We start from the raw sequence: 17,853 nt of genomic DNA on the forward strand, positions 1-17,853 counted from the left end.
GCTACCCTACGGCCTGCCCGTCATCGGCCCGCGAGGTCGCGGAGGCCGTCGAGCACCGAGGCGTCCTCGATGGTCGGCGGCACGGTGACGTCGCCACCCGCGGCGATCTGGCGCATGGTGCGGCGCAGGATCTTCCCCGACCGGGTCTTGGGCAGTGCGGCGACGACGAACACGTCCTTGAGGGCGGCGACGGCGCCGATGCGATCGCGCACCAGCGCGACGACGTCGGCCGCCACCTGCTGCGGCGTTGCCGTGGCACCCGACTTGAGCACGACGTAGGCGGCGGGCCGCTCGCCCTTGACCTCGTCGGGGATGCCGATGACGGCGCATTCGGCGACCGCGGGATGCGTCGCGACGACGGCCTCCATCGAGCCGGTCGTCAGACGGTGCCCCGCGACGTTGATGACGTCGTCGCTGCGTCCGAGGATGAACAGATAGCCGTCGTCGTCGAAGTAGCCGGTGTCGCCGGTGGCGTAGTAGCCGGGGAACGCGCGCAGATACGAGTCGGCGAAGCGCTCCGGGGCGTTCCACAGGCCCTGCAACGCGCCCGGCGGCAGCGGCAGCTTGATGACGATGTTGCCCTCCCGGCCGGCGCCCAGTTCGGTGCCGTTGGCGTCGACGACCCGCACGTCGAACCCGGGCACCGGCACCGACGAGGATCCGGGCTTCAGCGGAAGGGGTTGCAGACCACGCAGATTGGCGCAGATCGACCACCCGGTCTCGGTCTGCCACCAGTGGTCCACCACGGGCCGCGCCAGGTGCTGCGCCGCCCAGTGATAGGTGTCGGGGTCCAAGCGCTCGCCTGCGGCGAACACCGTGTGCAGGGCCGGCATGTCGTGGTCGGCCAGCCGCGCGGCCTCGGGATCCTCCTTGCGGATGGCCCGCAGCGCGGTGGGCGCGCAGAACAGCACGTTCACGGCGTGCTCGGCCGCCACCCGCCAGAAGGCGCCCGCGTCGGGGGTGCCGACGGGCTTGCCCTCGTAGAGCACCGTGGTGGCGCCGACGATCAACGGCGCGTAGACGATGTAGGAGTGGCCCACCACCCAGCCGACGTCCGAGGCCGCCCACATGACGTCTCCGGGGCCGACGCCGTAGACGTTGGCCATCGACCATGCCATCGCGACGGCGTGGCCGCCGTGATCGCGCACCACGCCCTTGGGCTTCCCGGTGGTACCCGAGGTGTAGAGGACGTAGAGCGGATGGGTGGCGGGCACCGGCACGGCGTCGACCGGTGAGGCGTCGGCCACCACGGCGTCCCAGTCGAGCCAGCCTGCCGGTAGCGCACGGTCGGCGGAAACCTCCGCGCGATGCTTGACCACCACGGTGGCGGGCGGGGTCGCGCTCGCGGCCAGGGCCTTGGCCACCGTCGGGAGGTACTCGACGGTGCGGCCCGGTTCCAGGCCGCCCGTGGCGGTGAGCAGCACGGTGGGGTGGGCGTCGTCGATGCGGGCCGCCAGCTCCGATGCCGCGAACCCGCCGAACACCACCGAGTGCACGGCGCCGATGCGTGCGCACGCCAGCATCGCGACCAGCGCCTCGGGGATCATCGGCAGGTAGATCACCACCCGGTCGCCGACGCCGACCCCGAGTCGCGTCAGCGCGCCGGCGAGCGTCGCGACGTCGTCGCGCAGCTCGCGGTAGCTGGTGCGGCGCCGGGTCCCGGTCATCGCGGAATCGAAGATCAGCGCGGTGCGGTCGCCGTGGCCCGCGTCCACGTGACGGTCCAGCGCGTTGTGGCTGGTGTTGAGCACGCCGTCGGGGAACCAGCGCCAGGTGTGGGGGTCGGTGTGCACGAGCGCGGTGCGCGGTGCGGTGTGCCAGTCGATGGCCTGGGCGGCGCGCAGCCAGAACCCCTCGGGGTCGGTGATGCTGTCACGATGTGCCTCGGCCGCGGATGCCGCGGGATGCGAGACCGGCTGCGAGGTCACGGGCCCGTCCTCTCGGTAGGTCGGTGTTGGTAGGTCGGTGTGTCGGTGGTCACGACGTCGGTGCCACGGAACCTAGGAAGGGCAGCGTTGCATCACGGTTGCACGCGCCGCTCGGCGCACGGTCACTCCAGGTCGGCCCTGGTTGGCCCCGGGAGGTCAGGGGTAGGCCAACGTCAGCCGAGGTCGAAGTCGATGCCCGCGAGGTGGCCGCGGGCCTGGATCCACTCGGCCGACCCGGGGGCGGCGCGATCGTGCAGGAGGCGCCAGCCATCCCGGTCGTCGCGCCCGTCCGGGTGGTCCAGCCAGCGCCGCAGCAGCGCGGTGCCGCCGCCGTCGAGCACCGCGGCGCGCACGGCCGCGCTCACCTCGGCGCGCAGTGCGGCGATCGACGGCGCCGCCGACTGCGGTAGCAGCGGACCGACGTAGGCGGCGACGGCGTCGTCGGCGGCGCCCGCCGCGGCGGCCGCCAGCGTGTCGTCGAGGTCGCTGCCCACGGGTCGCAGCAGGCGGTAGGGGCGGGATCCGACGACGTCGGGGCCGACGACGCGGCGCAGCCGGGACAACTCCGCCCGGACGGTGCCCGCATCGAGGTCGCGCTCCTCCAGCAGCCCCGCGAGTTCGTCGGTGGACAGTCCCTGCGGGTGCCTGCCGAGCAGCACCAGGATCTCGGCGTGCCGCCGGGTGAGGGTGACCGATCGCAGCCGACCGAATTCGTCGACGACCTCCCAGCGGGGGCGCTGGGCGCCGAGCACCGACAGGCGCGGGGTCTCCGTGCGGTCGGCGGGCGGAGGGCGCAGCCGCAGCACGGCCAGGCGGCTCTCGACCGCGGCGACCGCGGCGCGCACCCATGCGATGGCCGTCGGGGTGGCGATCTGGTCGCCACCGGTGACGTCGATGACGCCGATGAGTGCGCCCGTCACCGGATCGTGCACGGGCACCGCCGCACACGACCACCTGCGGGCCACCGCGCAGAAGTGCTCGGGGCCGTCGATCTGGATCTCGCGGTCCAGCGCCAGCGCGGTGCCGGGGGCGCTCGTCCCGGCGCTGCGCTCGCTCCAGTTCGACCCGGGCACGAAGTTCATCGACTCTGCGGCGCGGCATGCCGCGCCGTCACCCTCGACCCACAGCAGCGTGCCGTCGGCGGCGAACACCGCCACCACCGCCCCCGCTGCGGCGGCGTCGTCGACCAGCAGGCGGCGGATCACCGGTAGCGCGGGCGCCAGCGGATGGGCGTCGCGCTGAGTGGCGCTGCGGATGGTCGCCGACGACGATGGTGCGCCGTCGAGCTCCGGGTCGACACCGACGGCCGCGCTGCGCCTCCAGCTGTCCGCGACGATGCGCCGCACGGTGGGATTGCGGCGCCCCAGGATTGCGTGCCTCGACATCGTGATTCGAGGATAGTCCCCGAACCGCTCACGTGGTCCGCGTATCGGAGCCGAGCCCAAGGGGTTTCGTGTCGGCGCGGGCCAACGCGGTGACACCGACCGTGGTGGCGTCTACCATCGACGCTCGTCGCCCAACCCAAAAGCCATGGGCACGAACGCATCCGAAGGGAACCCGATGAACCGCCTGCCGCTGGAGACCGCCACCAGGATCGTCGAGGCCGCCAAGGCCAAGGCCACCGAGATCGGTCAGCCGATGAACATCGCGGTGGTCGACGACGGCGGGCACCTCGTCGCGTTCGCCCGCATGGACGGCGCCATCAAGGCCAGCATCGACATCTCGATTCGCAAGGCGCGGACCTCGGTCATGATGAACCTGCCCACCAGTGCGCTCATGGACGTCTGTCAGCCGGGCGCCGAGCTCTACGGTCTGGAGCAACTGTCCGGTGGCCTCGTCGCCTTCGGCGGCGGGCTCCTGTTGGAGGTCGACGGGGACGTCGTGGGCGCCATCGGGGTCAGCGCAGGCAGCGTCGATCAGGACGTCTCGGTGGCCACGGCGGGCGTCGCCGCGCTCTGAGCGGATGCCGGCGGGTGGGCGTCCGGCTGACCTGGCATGCAACGCACGTGCAACGTGACCCACCGCACAATCGGGGAGTGACGGAACCGACACTGGACCCCGACGTGGACTACCCGCTGAGCGTGCGTCGCACCGACGTGCTGTTCACGCCGTCGGGCAAGTCGATCGACGACATCACCATCGACGCGGTCATGGCCGGCGAGGTCGACAGCAACGACTTGCGGATCACCCCGGAGACCCTGCGGCTGCAGGCTCAGCTGGCCGAGAAGGTCGGTCGCCCGCAGCTGGGCGCAAACCTGCGTCGGGCCGCCGAGATGACCGTGATCAGCGACGAGCGCGTCCTGGAGATCTACAACGCGCTGCGCCCCAACGCGTCGTCGAAGGACGAACTGCTGGCGATCGCCGAGGAACTCCAGCGGCAGTACGGCGCGACGCTGCTGGCGGAGCTGGTCCGCGAGGCCGCCGACGTCTACGAGCGCCGCGACGTGCTGGCGGCGAGCGAATAGGAGGCGCAGATGACCGCAACGGCACCCCGGCCCGCCGGGGCCCAGCGACAGTCCCACCGCACCCGCGTGCTCGAGGAGCGGCCGGTCAACCTCGACGGCTTCGTCGAGGAGTGGCCGGAAGCGGGCATGGTGGCCATGGACAGCGACTTCGACCCGCAGCCCAGCGTGCGGGTGACCGACGGCGTGATCGTCGAGATGGATGGCCGCGCCCGCGCAGACTTCGACTTCATCGACCAGTTCATCGCCGACAAGGCCATCGACGTGGCCAGTACCGAACGGTCGATGGCCATCCCGGCCGCCGAGATCGCGGGAATGTTGGTCAATCCGAACGTGACTCGCGACGAGGTGCTGGCGATCACGCGAGGCTTGACGCCCGCGAAACTGCTCGAGGTCGCCAAGACCATGAACATCGTCGAGATCATGATGGGCATGCAGAAGATGCGCGCCCGACGCACGCCCGCCAACCAGGCGCACTGCACCAGTGCGCGGGACAACCCGCTGCAGGTGGTGTGCGAGGCCGCCGAGGCCGCGATCCGCGGCTTCAGCGAGGTCGAGACCACGCTCGGTGTCGTGCGCTACGCCCCGCTGGTGGCCATGGCGTTGCTCATCGGCAGCCAGGCGGGGGAGGGCGGGCCGTTGACCCAGTGCGCGCTGGAGGAGGCCACCGAACTGGAACTCGGCATGCGCGGCATCACCGGTTACGCCGAGACCATCTCGGTGTACGGCACGGAACCGGTGTTCGTCGACGGCGACGACACCCCGTGGTCCAAGGCGTTCCTGGCGGCGGCCTACGCCTCGCGTGGCATCAAGATGCGCTTCACCTCCGGTACCGGTTCCGAGGTGCAGATGGGCAACGCCCAGGGGCGTTCCATGCTGTACCTCGAGATCCGCTGCATCATGATCGCCAAGGGCGCAGGCGTGCAGGGCCTGCAGAACGGCTCGATCTCCTGCATCGGGGTGCCCGGGGCGGTGCCGGCAGGCATCCGGGCGGTCGCCGCCGAGAACCTCATCGCCTCGGCCCTCGACCTCGAATGCGCCTCCGGCAACGACCAGTCGTTCTCCCACTCGCCGATGCGGCGCACCGCGCGGCTGATGCCGCAGCTCATGCCCGGTACCGACTTCGTGTGCTCCGGCTATTCGGCAACCCCCAACTACGACAACATGTTCGCCGGCTCCAACGTCGACGCCGAGGACTTCGACGACTTCAACACGCTGCAGCGCGACTTCCAGATCGACGGCGGGCTGCGCCACGTCAAGGAGTCGGAGATCCTCGCCGTGCGACTGCACGCCGCCAAGGCCCTGCAGGCGGTGTTCCGTCAGCTCGACCTGGCCCCGATCACCGACGACGAGATCGACGCCGCCGTCTACGCCCATGGCAGCAACGACCTGATCCCACGCGACGTCCTCGAGGACATCAAGAGCGCCCAGCAGGTGATGGATCGCGGCGTCACCGGTCTGGACGTGGTGAAGGCCCTGGAGTCGACGGGGTTCTCCGGCATCGCCGAGAACATCCTCACCGTGCTGCGCCAACGAGTTTCGGGCGACATGCTGCAGACGTCGGCGATCCTCACCAGGGACTTGCAGCCGCTGTCGGCGATCAACGACCGCAACGACTACGCCGGTCCCGGAAGCGGGTACCGGCCGTCCGGTGCCCGCTGGGAGGAGATGAAGCGGCTGCGGCACGTGACCAGCGCCGCCAACCCGGAAGTGGAGGTGCAGTGATGGCCGACGTCGAATCCGCCGACGCGCAGCGCACGTTGAGCTTCGACGACGTCGGGGCAGCCCAGCGCGGCACCCGGTCCGACGAGGTGGTGGTGGCGGTGTCGCCGGCGTTCGCGGCGTTCTTCACCAAGACCATCGTGGGCATCCCGCACGCCGACGTGATCCGGCAGGTGCTGGCGGGCATCGAGGAGCAGGAGGTGACCGCACGCTGCATCCGCGTGCTGCACAGTTCCGATCTGGCCGTCGTCGCACACACCGGCGCCAAGCTGTCGGGCTCGGGAATCGGCATCGGGCTGCTGTCCCGCGGCACCACGATGATCCACCAGCGCGACCTGCCGCGGTTGTCGAGCCTGGAACTGTTCCCGCAGTGCCCCCTGCTCACGCTGGAGACCTTCCGGCGCATCGGCTCCAACGCCGCGCGCTACGCCAAGGGCGAGTCGCCGGAGCCGGTGCCCACCATGAACGACCAGATGGCGCGGCCCCGCTGGCAGGCCAAGGCCGCCCTGCTGCACCTCAAGGAGACCGAGCAGATCGTCAAGCAGGCACGCCCGCTCGAGGTGACACCCCGCTTCGCCTCGGCCGCGGCGCTCTGACGGGAGCCGCATGGCGACCCCGGCGACCCCGGCCACCCCGGCACGCCTGGTCGTCGGCGTCGACATCGGCAACTCCACCACCGAGGCGAGCGCGGCCACCGTCGATGCCGCGAGCGTCGAATTCCGCGGCGGCGCACTGACTCCCACCACGGGGGTCAAGGGCACCGTGAAGAACGTCGACGGCGTGGTGGCGGCGGTGACCGATGCCCTGGCGGCGACGCGGACACCGCTGGCCGATCTCGACGTCATCTTGCTCAACGAGGCCACGCCGGTCATCAGCGGGCTGGCCATGGAGACCATCACCGAGACCATCATCACCGAGTCGACGATGATCGGACACGATCCGCGCACTCCCGGCGGGCGGGGCATCGGCATCGGCACCGTCGTCGCGTTCTCGAGTCTGGCGTCGACGCGACCCGGTGCGGCCGACTCCGATGCCGTGATCGTCGTCGTCCCCGGCGACGTCGACTTCGACGTGACCGCCGCGGGCATCAATGCCGCCCGGGACAGGGGCGTTCAGGTGGTGGGCGCCATCTTGAGCAACGACGACGCCGTCCTTGTGGTGAACCGCCTCGACGTCACCATCCCCGTGGTCGACGAGGTGTCGCGCATCGACGCGGTGCCGCTGGGGATGCGGGCCGCCGTCGAGGTCGCCGGGCCCGGCCAGTCCATCCGCACGCTGTCCAACGCCTATGGGTTGGCCACGATATTCGGTCTCGACGCCGACGAGACCAGGCTCGTCGCCCCGGTCGCTCGCGCCCTCGTGGGCAACCGGTCCGCCGTCGTGGTCCGCACGCCGTCGGGGGACGTGGGCGACCGGGTGATCCCCGCGGGGTCACTGGAACTGCGCGGCGAACGCCGCACGGCGAGCGTGGACGTCTCGGCCGGGGCCGCCGAGATCATGGCGGCGGTCGGTCGGGTGGGCCCACTGCTCGACGTGGTCGGGGAGTCCGGAACCAACACCGGCGGGATGATCTCGGGTGTCCGGCAGGGCATGGCGGAACTGTGCGGAAACCCGTTGGCCGACGTACGGATCGGCGACCTGCTGGCCGTCGACACGTTCGTGCCGCAGGAGGTGCGCGGCGGTCTGGCCGGCGAGGTGGCCCTCGAGAACGCCGTAGCGCTCGCCGCCATGGTCCGCACGCGCGAGAGCGGCATGCAGGCCGTGGCCGACGCCGTGCGAGACCGGTTGCGCGGCTTGGGCGCAGGCGATCTCGACGTCGTGGTCGGCGGCGTCGAGGCCGAGATGGCGGTCCAGGGTGCGCTGACCACACCGGGTACCGACCGCCCGCTGGTGGTCCTGGATCTCGGGGGCGGCTCCACCGACGCCGCGCTGCTGGACGCCGACGACGCCGTCGGCACCGTGCACCTGGCGGGAGCCGGCGACCTGGTGACGAAGCTGATCGACGCCGAACTCGGCACCGCGAACCTCGAACTGGCAGAGGAGATCAAGCGGCATCCCCTGGCGAAGGCGGAGAGCTTCTTTCACGTGCGGTTGGAGAACGGCGCCGTCCAGTTCTTCGAGAAGCCGCTGCCCGCGCCCGCGTTCGGCAGGGTGTTGACGCTCGGCGAGCACTCCATGACGCCCATCCCGACGCGGCATTCGATGGATCGCATCCGCGCGGTCCGCCGCGCAGCCAAGGAACGCGTGTTCGTGGTGAACGCGCTGCGGGGGCTCGCCGCGGTGGCCCCGGACGGTGACCTGCGGCGCATCGGCTTCGTCGTGCTGTTGGGCGGGTGCGCGCTGGACTTCGAGATCCCCGATCTCATCGCCGACGCCGTCGCCCCCTACGGGATCGTGTGCGGCACCGGCAACGTCCGCGGTACCGAGGGGCCGCGCAACGCGGTGGCCACCGGACTGGTCGCCGCGTTCGCGCGGCGCGGGTCGTGACGGGTCGCGGTGGGCCGACGCGGCCCGCCATCGTGGTCGCCAGCGTCGCGGGGACCCCGGTGGAGGCGGCCGTGCTGGCCGGCATCGAGGAGGAGGGGGTGCCGTACGTGGTGGAGCGCCCCGGCGGCGCCCTGACGTCGGACGCGGTGGCGCTGGCCCGCGCGGCGGCGCTGCGGTCACCGCTCGGCGTCGGCGTGGGCATCGACGCCGCGGGCACGGTGTGCGTGCAACCCGAGAAGGTCGCCGACGTGGTACCGGAACTGGTGAGTGGCGCCGGCGTCGCGGCCGCCCGCACCCTCGGACACGACGCGGCACGAATCTGCGTGGGTCTGCCGCTACGAATCCTCTGAGCGCACCTGGTAGCCCGTCGGCGTTGCCACCAGCACCTCGCCGACACCCGGTGCCCCACAGGCGCGCTCGCATCCCACGAAGTGCCGGTGCGAGTCGGCCGCGACGTCGTCGGTGGCGGCCCGGGCCGCATCGGCGCGCACGTCGGTGATGGCCTTGGCGCACCCCGGCTGCCCGGTGCACGCGCTCACGGTCAGCCAGGGTGAATCGGCGTCGAAGACCAGCCCGCGCGGGGCGAGCACGCGCAGTGCCACGTCGGCCACGCCCTCGTCCAGGTCGCAGACCAGCACCGACCGCCAGGGCGTGACGACGAGCGGCTTCTCGATGGCGGCCAGGAACTCGGCCGTGCGAGCGTCCAGCGTGCCCAGCGGGACCGCCGCGCCCAGGGTCACGCGACCGTCGTCCTGGGCGATCCAGCCCACCGGTGGCACTACCACCCGCGGCCACGTCGCACCGGGTTCCGCGGTGGCTCGCAGTCCGGCCACGACCACGTGCGGATCGGTCAATTCATCGATGCGCCAGGCTGTTTCGCGAATTTCGACGAAGCGTCTCGCAATCTCGAGCAGGGTGGGCACTACCGCGCCGGTCGCGACGCGCACCCCGGTGTCCACGCCGGCGAGCAACAGCGCGGCGGTGTCGGGACCCACGGCGTGCGTGCCGACGTCCGCACGCAACCCCGACACGTCACCGCGCCCGTCGTCGAGGCCGAACAGGAACCTGCCCGGCAGCCCGCTCAGGGCGGCGTCGGCTCGCAGCCCCGCGTCGAGCTCCCCGACGAGGCCACGCACGTCGGCGATGCCCCCGCTGCGGCCCGACAGCGGCGAGGCGACCACGTTGCGCACGCGCTCGTGGCTGGGCGACGGCAGCAGCCCGGCGTCGGCCAGCGCGTCGGCGACGGACTCGGGGTGGGTGATGCCACGGATCTGCAGGTTGCCGCGTGACGTCAGCTCCAGCTGCGGGGAGCCGTAGCGCAGCGCGGCGGAGGCCACCGCCTCCAGCTGTGCGGCGGTGATCATGCCGCCGGGGAGCCGTACCCGTGCCAGCGCACCGTCGGCCGCCTGGTGCACCTGCAGCGCACCTGGGCAGGCGTCGTCGGCGCGGGCTCGGGTCACCCCGCCTACGGTACGGCGGTCAGCGTGGGTGCCGCCACGACCTCCACCACGTCCGAGTAGTGCGAGGCGTCGCCGGTGATGACGCGGCTGCGCCTGCCGTGTGGGTCCACCGGGATGTCCCCGGCCAGCGTGACGCGGCTGAGCTTGCGGTACTGGTCGTCGTAGTCGGCCACGGCGTAGTGCTGGGTGGCACGGTTGTCCCAGATCGCCACGTCGCCGGGGGACCAGTTCCACCGCACGGTGTTCTCCAGCCGAGTGATCCGCGCCTGCAGCAGCGCCAGCAGCGTGGCCGACTCGCTGGTGCCCAGGCCCACGAAGCGCTTCACGAAGTGCCCCAGCAGCAGCACCCGCCGTCCGGTCTCGGGGTGCACGCGCACCACGGGATGCTCGGTCTCATAGGTGTCGGAGACGAACTCGCTGCGGTAGTTCGCCGTGGTGTCCGAGGCGGCGTCCCGGGTCTCGTCGAAGTCGCGCACGTAGTCGTAGTCGTTGGTGTGGATCGCCCACAGGTGATCGACGAGGTGGCGCAACGGTTCCGGAAGTTGGTCGTAGGCCGCCTTGGTCGACGCCCACGTGGTGGAGCCGCCATAGCTGGGCAGCGTCTCGGCCCGCAGGATGGAGGCCTTCGGGATGCGGTCGACGAACGTCACGTCGGTGTGCCAGGAATTGGCCTTGTCGTAGCGCGAGTCGATGGGAAGCACGTCGGTGCCGCGCGACAGCACGGTGGGATGCGCGAGCGTCGGGGTACCGAGGGTCCGCGCGAACGCGTACTGGCCGGCGTCGTCCAGGTGGTGCTGGTCGCGGAAGAACAGCACCCCGTGCTCCAGCAGGGCGGCGTTGATCGCCTCGACGGTGGTCGGGTCGAGCGCTTCGGAGAGCCGCACGCCGTCGACGCGGGCGCCGATGTGCGCGCCGAGCTTGACGACGGCGGGGGAGGGGGATGCGGAGGACGGGGAAGCCATGTCCTCATGGTCGACACCGCAGCCGGGGTGACACCACGGTTTGGCTGGCCGCGATTCGAATTCGGGTGCCGCCGGTTACCGGCTAGCGGGAAGATCCGTCGTTCGCGGACGCGGACGGGCGCCCGGCGACCTATGTTGAAGAGCGCGGCCGATCCCCGGCGCGCGGCACGCCCGAGTCGAGGAGCCCTGAATGCCCACCATCACGACCAACGATGCGGTCGAAATCCATTACAAGGATTGGGGTTCGGGGCAGCCGATCGTGTTCAGCCACGGCTGGCCGCTCAGTTCCGACGACTGGGACGCCCAGCTGTTGTTCTTCCTGGCCCAGGGGTACCGGGTGATCGCCCACGACCGCCGCGGCCACGGTCGCTCGACGCAGACCGGCGACGGTCACGACATGGACCACTACGCAGACGATCTCGCGGCCGTGGTCGCCCACCTCGATCTGTACGACGCCATTCACGTCGGCCATTCCACCGGCGGCGGCGAAGTGGTGCGGTACCTGGCTCGTCACGGCCAACGCCGGGCGGCCAAGGCCGTGTTGATCGCGGCCGTGCCACCCCTGATGGTCCAGACCGACGCGAACCCCGAGGGCCTGCCCAAGTCCGCGTTCGACGACCTGCAGGTGCAGTTGGCCGCCAACCGTTCGGAGTTCTACCGCGCCTTGCCCTCGGGGCCCTTCTACGGCTACAACCGCCCGGGCGCTCAGCCGTCGGAAGCGGTGATCGCGAACTGGTGGCGGCAGGGGATGATGGGTGGGGCCAAGGCCCATTACGACGGGATCGTCGCGTTCTCCCAGACCGACTTCACCGAGGACCTCAAGAAGATCACGGTGCCGACGCTGGTGCTCCACAGCCGTGACGACCAGATCGTGCCCTACGTGGCGTCGGGGCCGAAGTCCGCCGACCTGCTGGTCAACGGCACGTTGAAGACCTACGAGGACTTCCCGCACGGCATGCCGACGACGCACGCGGAGACCATCAACGCCGACGTGCTGGCCTTCCTGAGGTCCTGACCAGCCGCGACGCCGGCCGCTGTGAGTCCGGTCACCATCTTCGCGCACCTGTTCCGTCCCCCACGAAACGCGTGAACCCGGTACCGCAGGTACTACCTTCTCTCGAAAGGGTCATCCGCCAACGACATCGGAGTCGACGGGCGACGGAACGGCCCCACGGAGAGGAACGCCCATGCTCGGACTCATCGCCTTCGCCGCCGTCGTGGTGGGGCTCGCCGTCGTGGCGGGTTTGCCGTACCCGCAGTCGTGGCAGAGCCGCTGGGGCAACTCGGACCGTTGACGCCACGGGCGGCCGTCGGCGGCACGGGTTAAGTTGATGCCATGCCCGTGACCTTTGCCGACGTCGCCAAGTCCGAGTACGTCCTGCTCACCACGTTCACCAAGGACGGCCGACCCAAGCCGACCGCCATCTGGGCCGTCCCCGCCGGTGACCGCCTCATCGCGATCACCCAGGAAGGTTCCTGGAAGGTCAAGCGCATCCGCAACACGGCGCGGGTGACGCTGGCGCCGTGCGATCGCCGTGGCAAGCCCACGGGTGAGGCGGTGGCGGCCACCGCCGCCATCCTGCCCAAGTCCGCCAACGCCGAGACGTACCGCGCGCTGGGCCGGCGCTACGGCCTGGTGGGCAAGGTCTTCACCATCTTCTCGAAATTGCGTGGCGGCATGGACAAGAACGTCACCGTCGAGTTGCGCGCGGCGTCGGGTGGGGTGGCGGATGCCTGAGTTCTCCGAGGTCTACCGGGAGCGGTACCTGCTGCTGACCACGTTCACCAAGGACGGGCGTCCCAAGCCGACCCCGGTGTGGGGCGTGCCGCACGAGGGCAAGCTGTTGATCAGCACCGACGACGGGTCGTGGAAGACCAAGCGCATCAACAACACTCCGCGGGTCACCATCCAGAAGTGCGGGGTGCTCGGCAAGGTCAAGGGCGAGCCCGTCGAAGCGGTGGCGCGCAACCTGCCCAAGTCCGAGACCCGGCGGGTGTTCGACATGGTGACCCGGCGCTACTGGTGGCATGCCTGGTGGTGGATTCCCCAGGCGATCCTGCGCGGCGGCGTCGACACCGTGCACGCCGCCATCGAGGTGCGTCCCGCGGAACCTGGCGACGCCGGGAGACGTTGACCAGACATGGCTAAGCGGCTGTTTGGGGTCTACGTCCTCGTCGAGCTGGCGGTGGTGGTGCTGCTGGCGTCCACCATCGGCATCGGCTGGACGTTGCTGCTCCTCGTCGGCACCTTCGCCCTCGGGCTCGCGCTCGCGGGCGCCCAGCTACGCGCCCACCTGCGTCGGCTCGGCGCCGGCGTCGTCGACCCCCGGGGTGCCGTCACCGACGGGGCCCTCGTCGCCATCGGGACCGTGCTGATCGTCGTTCCGGGCCTGGTGTCCTCGCTGTTGGGCCTGCTGCTGCTGGCGCCGCCGACCCGGGCACTCGCCCGGCCCGTCGTGACCGCGCTCGCCGTCCGCCGCATGCGCACGATGCCGCTCGTCGTCACGACGCCGGGCGGCGTCCCGCACCGCGCGCCGCGCGCCGCGTACGTCGACGGCGAGGTCGTCGAGGGCGAGGTCGTCGAGGGCGAGGTGGTCGACGGCATGGTGGTGGACGCGGACGATGCGACCGCCGTGCGCTCCGATCGCCCCGTGTTGCCCGGCCGCCCACCCGTCGCCTGAGGTGACGACGCTCCTCGTCAATGGCCGGATCCACAGCCCGGCCATGCCGGACGCCACGGCCATGGCCGTCACCACGGGCGCCGATGCGACGGTCCGCTGGCTCGGATCCGACGACGTCGGTCGCGCACAGTTCCCCGACGCGGACGTGGTGGACCTGGCCGGCGCGTTCGTCGCGCCGGCGTTCGTCGACGCCCACGTCCACCTCACCGCGACGGGGCTGACCGTCGACGGCCTGGACCTGCGCGGCACCGCGTCGCGCGAAGACCTCCTGCGGCGGGTGCGCGAGTACGCCGCCGCGCACCCCGACGGGCCGATCTGGGGGCACGGCTGGGACGAGACCGCCTGGCCGGATCCCACCCCGCCCGCCACCGCGGAACTCGACGCCGCCGTGGGGCAGCGCCCCGCCTACCTGGCACGCGTCGACGTGCACTCCGCGCTGGCGTCGACGGCGTTGAGGAGCCTCTGCGACGGGCTCGAAACGGCCCGCGGCCACTCGGCGACGGGGCCCGTGACCGCCTCGGCACACCACCTGGTGCGCGCGGCCGCGCGTGGCCGGTTGACGCCGGCCCAGCTGCACGCCGCCCGCACGGCCGCGCTGGACCTCGCCGCCCGCAACGGCGTGGCGGCGGTCCACGAATGCGCGGGACCCGACATCGGTGGCCTCGACGACTGGCTCGCCGTCCGCGAGTTGCGGCACGGGGTCGAGGTCGTCGGCTACTGGGGTGAGGCCGCCGCCACCGCCGCGCAGGCCCGTGACCTCGTCGCCGCCACCGGAGCGCGGGGTCTCGGCGGCGATCTGTTCGTCGACGGCGCGCTGGGTTCGCACACCGCATGGCTGAGCGAGCGCTACGCCGATCACGACACGTGCGGCAACGCCTACCTCGACGTCGACGCCGTCGAGGCGCACGTCGCCGCGTGCACCGAGATCGGCGTCGCAGCCGGGTTCCACGTCATCGGCGACGCCGCGGTCGGCACCGTCGTGGCAGCGTTCGAACGCGTCGTGCAGCGCTTCGGGGCGCCGGCGGTGGCGCGTTGCGGGCACCGCCTGGAGCACCTCGAGATGGTCACCGCGGAGCAGGCCGGGATGCTGGGTGCGTGGGGCGTCGTGGCCAGCGTGCAACCCCACTTCGACGCCCTGTGGGGCGGTCCCGACGGGATGTACGCGCGGCGGCTCGGCGCCGATCGCGCGGCCCGGCTCAACCCGTTCGCGCTGTTGGCCTCCGCGGGCGTGCCGCTGGCGTTCGGCTCGGACGCGCCCGTGACCGGCATCGACCCGTGGTCGACGGTGCGCGCCGCGGTGCATCACCGCACCACGGGCAGCGGCATCTCCGCCCGTGCGGCGTTCGCCGCGGCGACGCGTGGCGCGTGGCGCGCCGGGGGAGTCCGCGACGGCGTCACGGGGACGCTGGTGCCGGGCGCCCCGGCCTCGTACGCGGTGTGGGATCTCCCGGGCACCGCCGACGTCCTTGAGGTCGCCGCACCCGCCGACGCCGTGCAGCGCTGGTCCACCGAGCCCAACTCGCGGGTTCCGGCGTTGCCGCGGCTGGACGCCGCCGCGGAGCTCCCGCGCTGCCGTACGACCGTGCATCGAGGCGTGGTGCTCCATGACGGCTGACGTCGACGAGGGTCGCGACACCCCCGACGCGGCGGGTTCCCTGCAGCGCCGCGTGGTGCGCGCGCGCGACGGGCTGTGGCGTGTCCTGCGCCCCCGGCTGGTGCGGCTCACGGCGTCGCTGGCGGCCGGGCTGCTGATGTGCCTGGCGTTCCCGCCCTTCGGACAGTGGTACTCGGCGCTCGCGGCGGCGGCGCTGTTGGCGTGGGTGCTGCGGGTTCCCGCCACGACGAAGGTCGGCGGGTTCGGCTACGGCTTCCTGTTCGGGTTGGCCTTCTACCTGCCGCTGCTGCCGTGGATCAGCGGGTTGGTCGGCACCGCGCCCTGGGTGGGGCTGGCGGTGCTGCAGGCGCTGTTCACCGGGCTGTTCGGGATGCTGGGGGTCGTGGTCTCGCGGTTGCCGGGCTGGCCGTTGTGGTTCGCCGGGGTGTGGCTGCTCACCGAGTGGCTGAAGTCGACGGTGCCGTTCGGCGGCTTTCCGTGGGGTGCCGTCGCCTACTCGCAGGACGATGGCCCGCTGCTGCCGCTGGCCCGGCTGGGCGGCGCGCCGCTGGTGTCGTTCGCGACGGTGCTGGTGGCGTTCTCGATGGTCGCGCTCGTGGACGAGGGGCTGCGGTGGTGGCGGCACGCCGACGGGCCTCGCCGCAGTGGTCCGTCCGCGTCGGCCGCGGTGCTGCCCGGGCTGTGCATCGTGGTGGTCCTGGTGGGCCTTGCGGTGGCGGGCCCCGCGGCGCGCAAGGCCGGGCTGGGTGCCGACGACGGCGAGCCCGTGACGGTGGCCGCCGTCCAGGGCAACGTGCCGCGGTTGGGTTTGGACTTCAACGCACAGCGACGCGCCGTCCTGGACAACCACGTGCGCGAGACGATGCGGCTCGCCGACGACGTCCGCGCGGGCCGCGCGCCCCAGCCGGCGGTGGTGGTGTGGCCGGAGAACTCGTCGGACATCGACCCGTTGACCAACCCGGACGCCGCCGCGCAGATCACGGCGGCCGCCGACGCGATCCGAGCGCCGATCCTGGTGGGCGCGGTGGTGCGCGCGCCGGGCTGGACGCCGCAGACGCCGGCGGCGTCGAACACCGTCATCGTCTGGAACGGTGAGGGCCACGATCCGGTCGGGCCCGCGGAACGCCACGACAAGAAGATCATCCAGCCGTTCGGCGAGTACCTGCCGTGGCGCAGCTTCTTCTCGATGCTCTCCTCGTACGCCGATCGCGCTGGGTACTTCGTGCCCGGTGACGGTGACGGCGTCGTCCATGCGGCGGGCATCCCCGTCGGCGTCACCACGTGCTGGGAGGTGATCTTCGACCGCGCCGCCAGGGAGGCCGTGCTCGGGGGCGCCCAGTTGCTCACGGTGCCCGCCAACAACGCGACGTTCACGGAGGGGATGAGCGCCCAGCAGCTGGCGTTCGCCCGGTTGCGTGCGGTCGAGCACGACCGTTACGTCGTGGTGGCGGGGACCGTGGGGATCAGCGCGATGGTCGCCCCCGATGGTCGCGAGATCGCCAGCAGCGGATTCTTCGAGCCCGCCTACCTCGACGACGCGCTCCGGCTGAAGACCGACATCACGCCTGCCACCCGGTGGGGACCCATGATCAACGCCGTCCTGGTGGTCCTTGGTGGTGCATCGGTGGTCGCGGCGATGCTGCACAATGGGAGTTTCGCGCGTCGCCGCCGCAGGGCCGGCGCACGCCCCGAGAACGACGAAGGAGTGTCATGAGCGACGAGCGTGACGTGGAGCGTGGGCGTTCATGAGCCCCTCCGAGGATCGCCCCAGCGCGCGCACCCTGGTCATCATCCCGACCTACAACGAGCGCGAGAACCTGCCGTTGATCGTCGGCCGCGTGCACGCGGCGCGGCCGGACGTGCACGTGCTGGTGGTCGACGACGGCAGCCCGGACGGGACCGGCGAACTGGCCAACGAACTGGCCCTGGCCGACCCGGATCGCGTGCACGTGATGCACCGCGTCAGCAAGGACGGGCTGGGCGCGGCGTATCTCGCCGGTTTCGGGTGGGGCTTGAGCCGTGGATACTCGGTGCTCGTCGAGATGGATGCCGACGGCTCGCACGCGCCGGAGGAGTTGTACCGGCTGCTGGACGCCGTCGACGCGGGCGCGGATTTGGCGATCGGTTCGCGCTACGTGCCGGGCGGCACCGTGCGCAACTGGCCGCGTCGTCGAATGGTGTTGTCGCGCACCGCCAATGGATACTCGCGCATCTCGCTCGGGGTGGACGTCAACGACATCACGGCGGGGTATCGCGCGTATCGGCGCGAGGTGCTGGAGAAGATCGACCTCGCCGCGGTCGACTCGAAGGGCTACTGCTTCCAGGTGGACCTGACGTGGCGCACCATCAGCGCGGGCTTCGTCGTGGTCGAGGTCCCCATCACGTTCACCGAGCGGGAACTGGGCAAGTCCAAGATGAGCGGATCCAACATCCGCGAGGCGATCGTCAGGATCGCGCAGTGGGGCATTCGCGGCCGCATCGACCGCGCGCGCGGCAAGGTGCGCTGACGCGCGGCGCACCTTGCCGGTGCACCGGG

Annotated in this window: 17 protein-coding genes; 13 read left to right on the forward strand and 4 right to left on the reverse strand. The window is 71.7% G+C overall.

All coding sequences use genetic code 11. From position 1 onward, the window contains the following. Positions 1-20 precede the first annotated feature (20 nt). The gene (locus AC30CM_RS08615; RefSeq protein WP_490116431.1) at positions 21-1,928 is read right to left on the reverse strand and encodes an AMP-binding protein; all 1,908 of its coding nucleotides are present in this window, start codon (positions 1,926-1,928) and stop codon (positions 21-23) included. Between the two features lie 173 nt (positions 1,929-2,101). Then, positions 2,102-3,313 carry a GAF domain-containing protein gene (locus AC30CM_RS08620; RefSeq protein WP_490116432.1) on the reverse strand — a complete coding sequence of 404 codons (1,212 nt, stop codon included), beginning with the start codon at positions 3,311-3,313 and terminating at the stop codon, positions 2,102-2,104. 175 nt (positions 3,314-3,488) lie between these two features. Here AC30CM_RS08620 and AC30CM_RS08625 point away from each other — a divergent pair, with 175 nt between their 5' ends. From AC30CM_RS08625 to AC30CM_RS08650, 6 genes are all read left to right on the forward strand, one after another. Continuing rightward, entirely contained in the window at positions 3,489-3,887 is a 399-nt protein-coding gene (locus AC30CM_RS08625) for a GlcG/HbpS family heme-binding protein (protein WP_490116433.1), read from the forward strand. Between the two features lie 77 nt (positions 3,888-3,964). Further along, complete coding sequence (locus AC30CM_RS08630) at positions 3,965-4,393, forward strand: diol dehydratase small subunit (RefSeq protein WP_490116434.1); 429 nt, start codon at positions 3,965-3,967, stop codon at positions 4,391-4,393. A 9-nt stretch (positions 4,394-4,402) separates the two neighbouring features. Continuing rightward, complete coding sequence (locus AC30CM_RS08635; RefSeq protein ID WP_490116435.1) at positions 4,403-6,115, forward strand: propanediol/glycerol family dehydratase large subunit; 1,713 nt, start codon at positions 4,403-4,405, stop codon at positions 6,113-6,115. Next, positions 6,115-6,708, forward strand: a complete 594-nt coding sequence (locus AC30CM_RS08640) for a propanediol/glycerol family dehydratase medium subunit (RefSeq protein ID WP_490116436.1) — start codon at positions 6,115-6,117, stop codon at positions 6,706-6,708. Before AC30CM_RS08635 ends, AC30CM_RS08640 begins: the two co-directional genes overlap by 1 nt. Before the next feature lie 10 nt (positions 6,709-6,718). Then, positions 6,719-8,599, forward strand: a complete 1,881-nt coding sequence (locus tag AC30CM_RS08645) for a diol dehydratase reactivase subunit alpha (RefSeq protein ID WP_490116437.1) — start codon at positions 6,719-6,721, stop codon at positions 8,597-8,599. Beyond that, the gene (locus AC30CM_RS08650; RefSeq protein ID WP_490116438.1) at positions 8,596-8,949 is read left to right on the forward strand and encodes a glycerol dehydratase reactivase beta/small subunit family protein; all 354 of its coding nucleotides are present in this window, start codon (positions 8,596-8,598) and stop codon (positions 8,947-8,949) included. Before AC30CM_RS08645 ends, AC30CM_RS08650 begins: the two co-directional genes overlap by 4 nt. Here the strand turns inward: AC30CM_RS08650 and cobG are convergent. Further along, entirely contained in the window at positions 8,935-10,059 is a 1,125-nt protein-coding gene (gene cobG, locus AC30CM_RS08655; RefSeq protein WP_490116439.1) for a precorrin-3B synthase, read from the reverse strand. The two genes, AC30CM_RS08650 and cobG, sit on opposite strands and share 15 nt — an antisense overlap. Before the next feature lie 5 nt (positions 10,060-10,064). Further along, positions 10,065-11,021 carry a TauD/TfdA dioxygenase family protein gene (locus tag AC30CM_RS08660; RefSeq protein ID WP_490116440.1) on the reverse strand — a complete coding sequence of 319 codons (957 nt, stop codon included), beginning with the start codon at positions 11,019-11,021 and terminating at the stop codon, positions 10,065-10,067. A gap of 190 nt (positions 11,022-11,211) precedes the next feature. Here AC30CM_RS08660 and AC30CM_RS08665 point away from each other — a divergent pair, with 190 nt between their 5' ends. From AC30CM_RS08665 to AC30CM_RS08695, 7 genes are all read left to right on the forward strand, one after another. Continuing rightward, positions 11,212-12,036, forward strand: a complete 825-nt coding sequence (locus AC30CM_RS08665; RefSeq protein WP_490116441.1) for an alpha/beta fold hydrolase — start codon at positions 11,212-11,214, stop codon at positions 12,034-12,036. 321 nt (positions 12,037-12,357) lie between these two features. Then, on the forward strand, positions 12,358-12,759 hold the full coding sequence (locus AC30CM_RS08670) for a PPOX class F420-dependent oxidoreductase (protein WP_490116442.1): 402 nt from the start codon (positions 12,358-12,360) through the stop codon (positions 12,757-12,759). Further along, positions 12,752-13,156 (forward strand): PPOX class F420-dependent oxidoreductase, encoded by a 405-nt coding sequence (locus AC30CM_RS08675; RefSeq protein ID WP_490116443.1) that lies wholly within the window; start codon positions 12,752-12,754, stop codon positions 13,154-13,156. The genes AC30CM_RS08670 and AC30CM_RS08675 overlap by 8 nt, the downstream gene beginning before the upstream one ends. 6 nt (positions 13,157-13,162) lie before the next feature. Beyond that, the gene (locus AC30CM_RS08680; protein ID WP_490116444.1) at positions 13,163-13,702 is read left to right on the forward strand and encodes an FxsA family protein; all 540 of its coding nucleotides are present in this window, start codon (positions 13,163-13,165) and stop codon (positions 13,700-13,702) included. 43 nt (positions 13,703-13,745) lie between these two features. Continuing rightward, positions 13,746-15,317 (forward strand): amidohydrolase, encoded by a 1,572-nt coding sequence (locus AC30CM_RS08685; protein ID WP_490116507.1) that lies wholly within the window; start codon positions 13,746-13,748, stop codon positions 15,315-15,317. Next, positions 15,307-17,031, forward strand: coding sequence for an apolipoprotein N-acyltransferase (lnt, locus tag AC30CM_RS08690; RefSeq protein WP_490116445.1), 1,725 nt, complete (start codon positions 15,307-15,309; stop codon positions 17,029-17,031). Before AC30CM_RS08685 ends, lnt begins: the two co-directional genes overlap by 11 nt. A 31-nt stretch (positions 17,032-17,062) precedes the next feature. Further along, complete coding sequence (locus AC30CM_RS08695) at positions 17,063-17,824, forward strand: polyprenol monophosphomannose synthase (protein ID WP_490116446.1); 762 nt, start codon at positions 17,063-17,065, stop codon at positions 17,822-17,824. Positions 17,825-17,853: the final 29 nt, after the last annotated feature.

The sequence above is a fragment of the Mycobacterium sp. DHQP2018-32-09 genome, assembly GCF_058148405.1.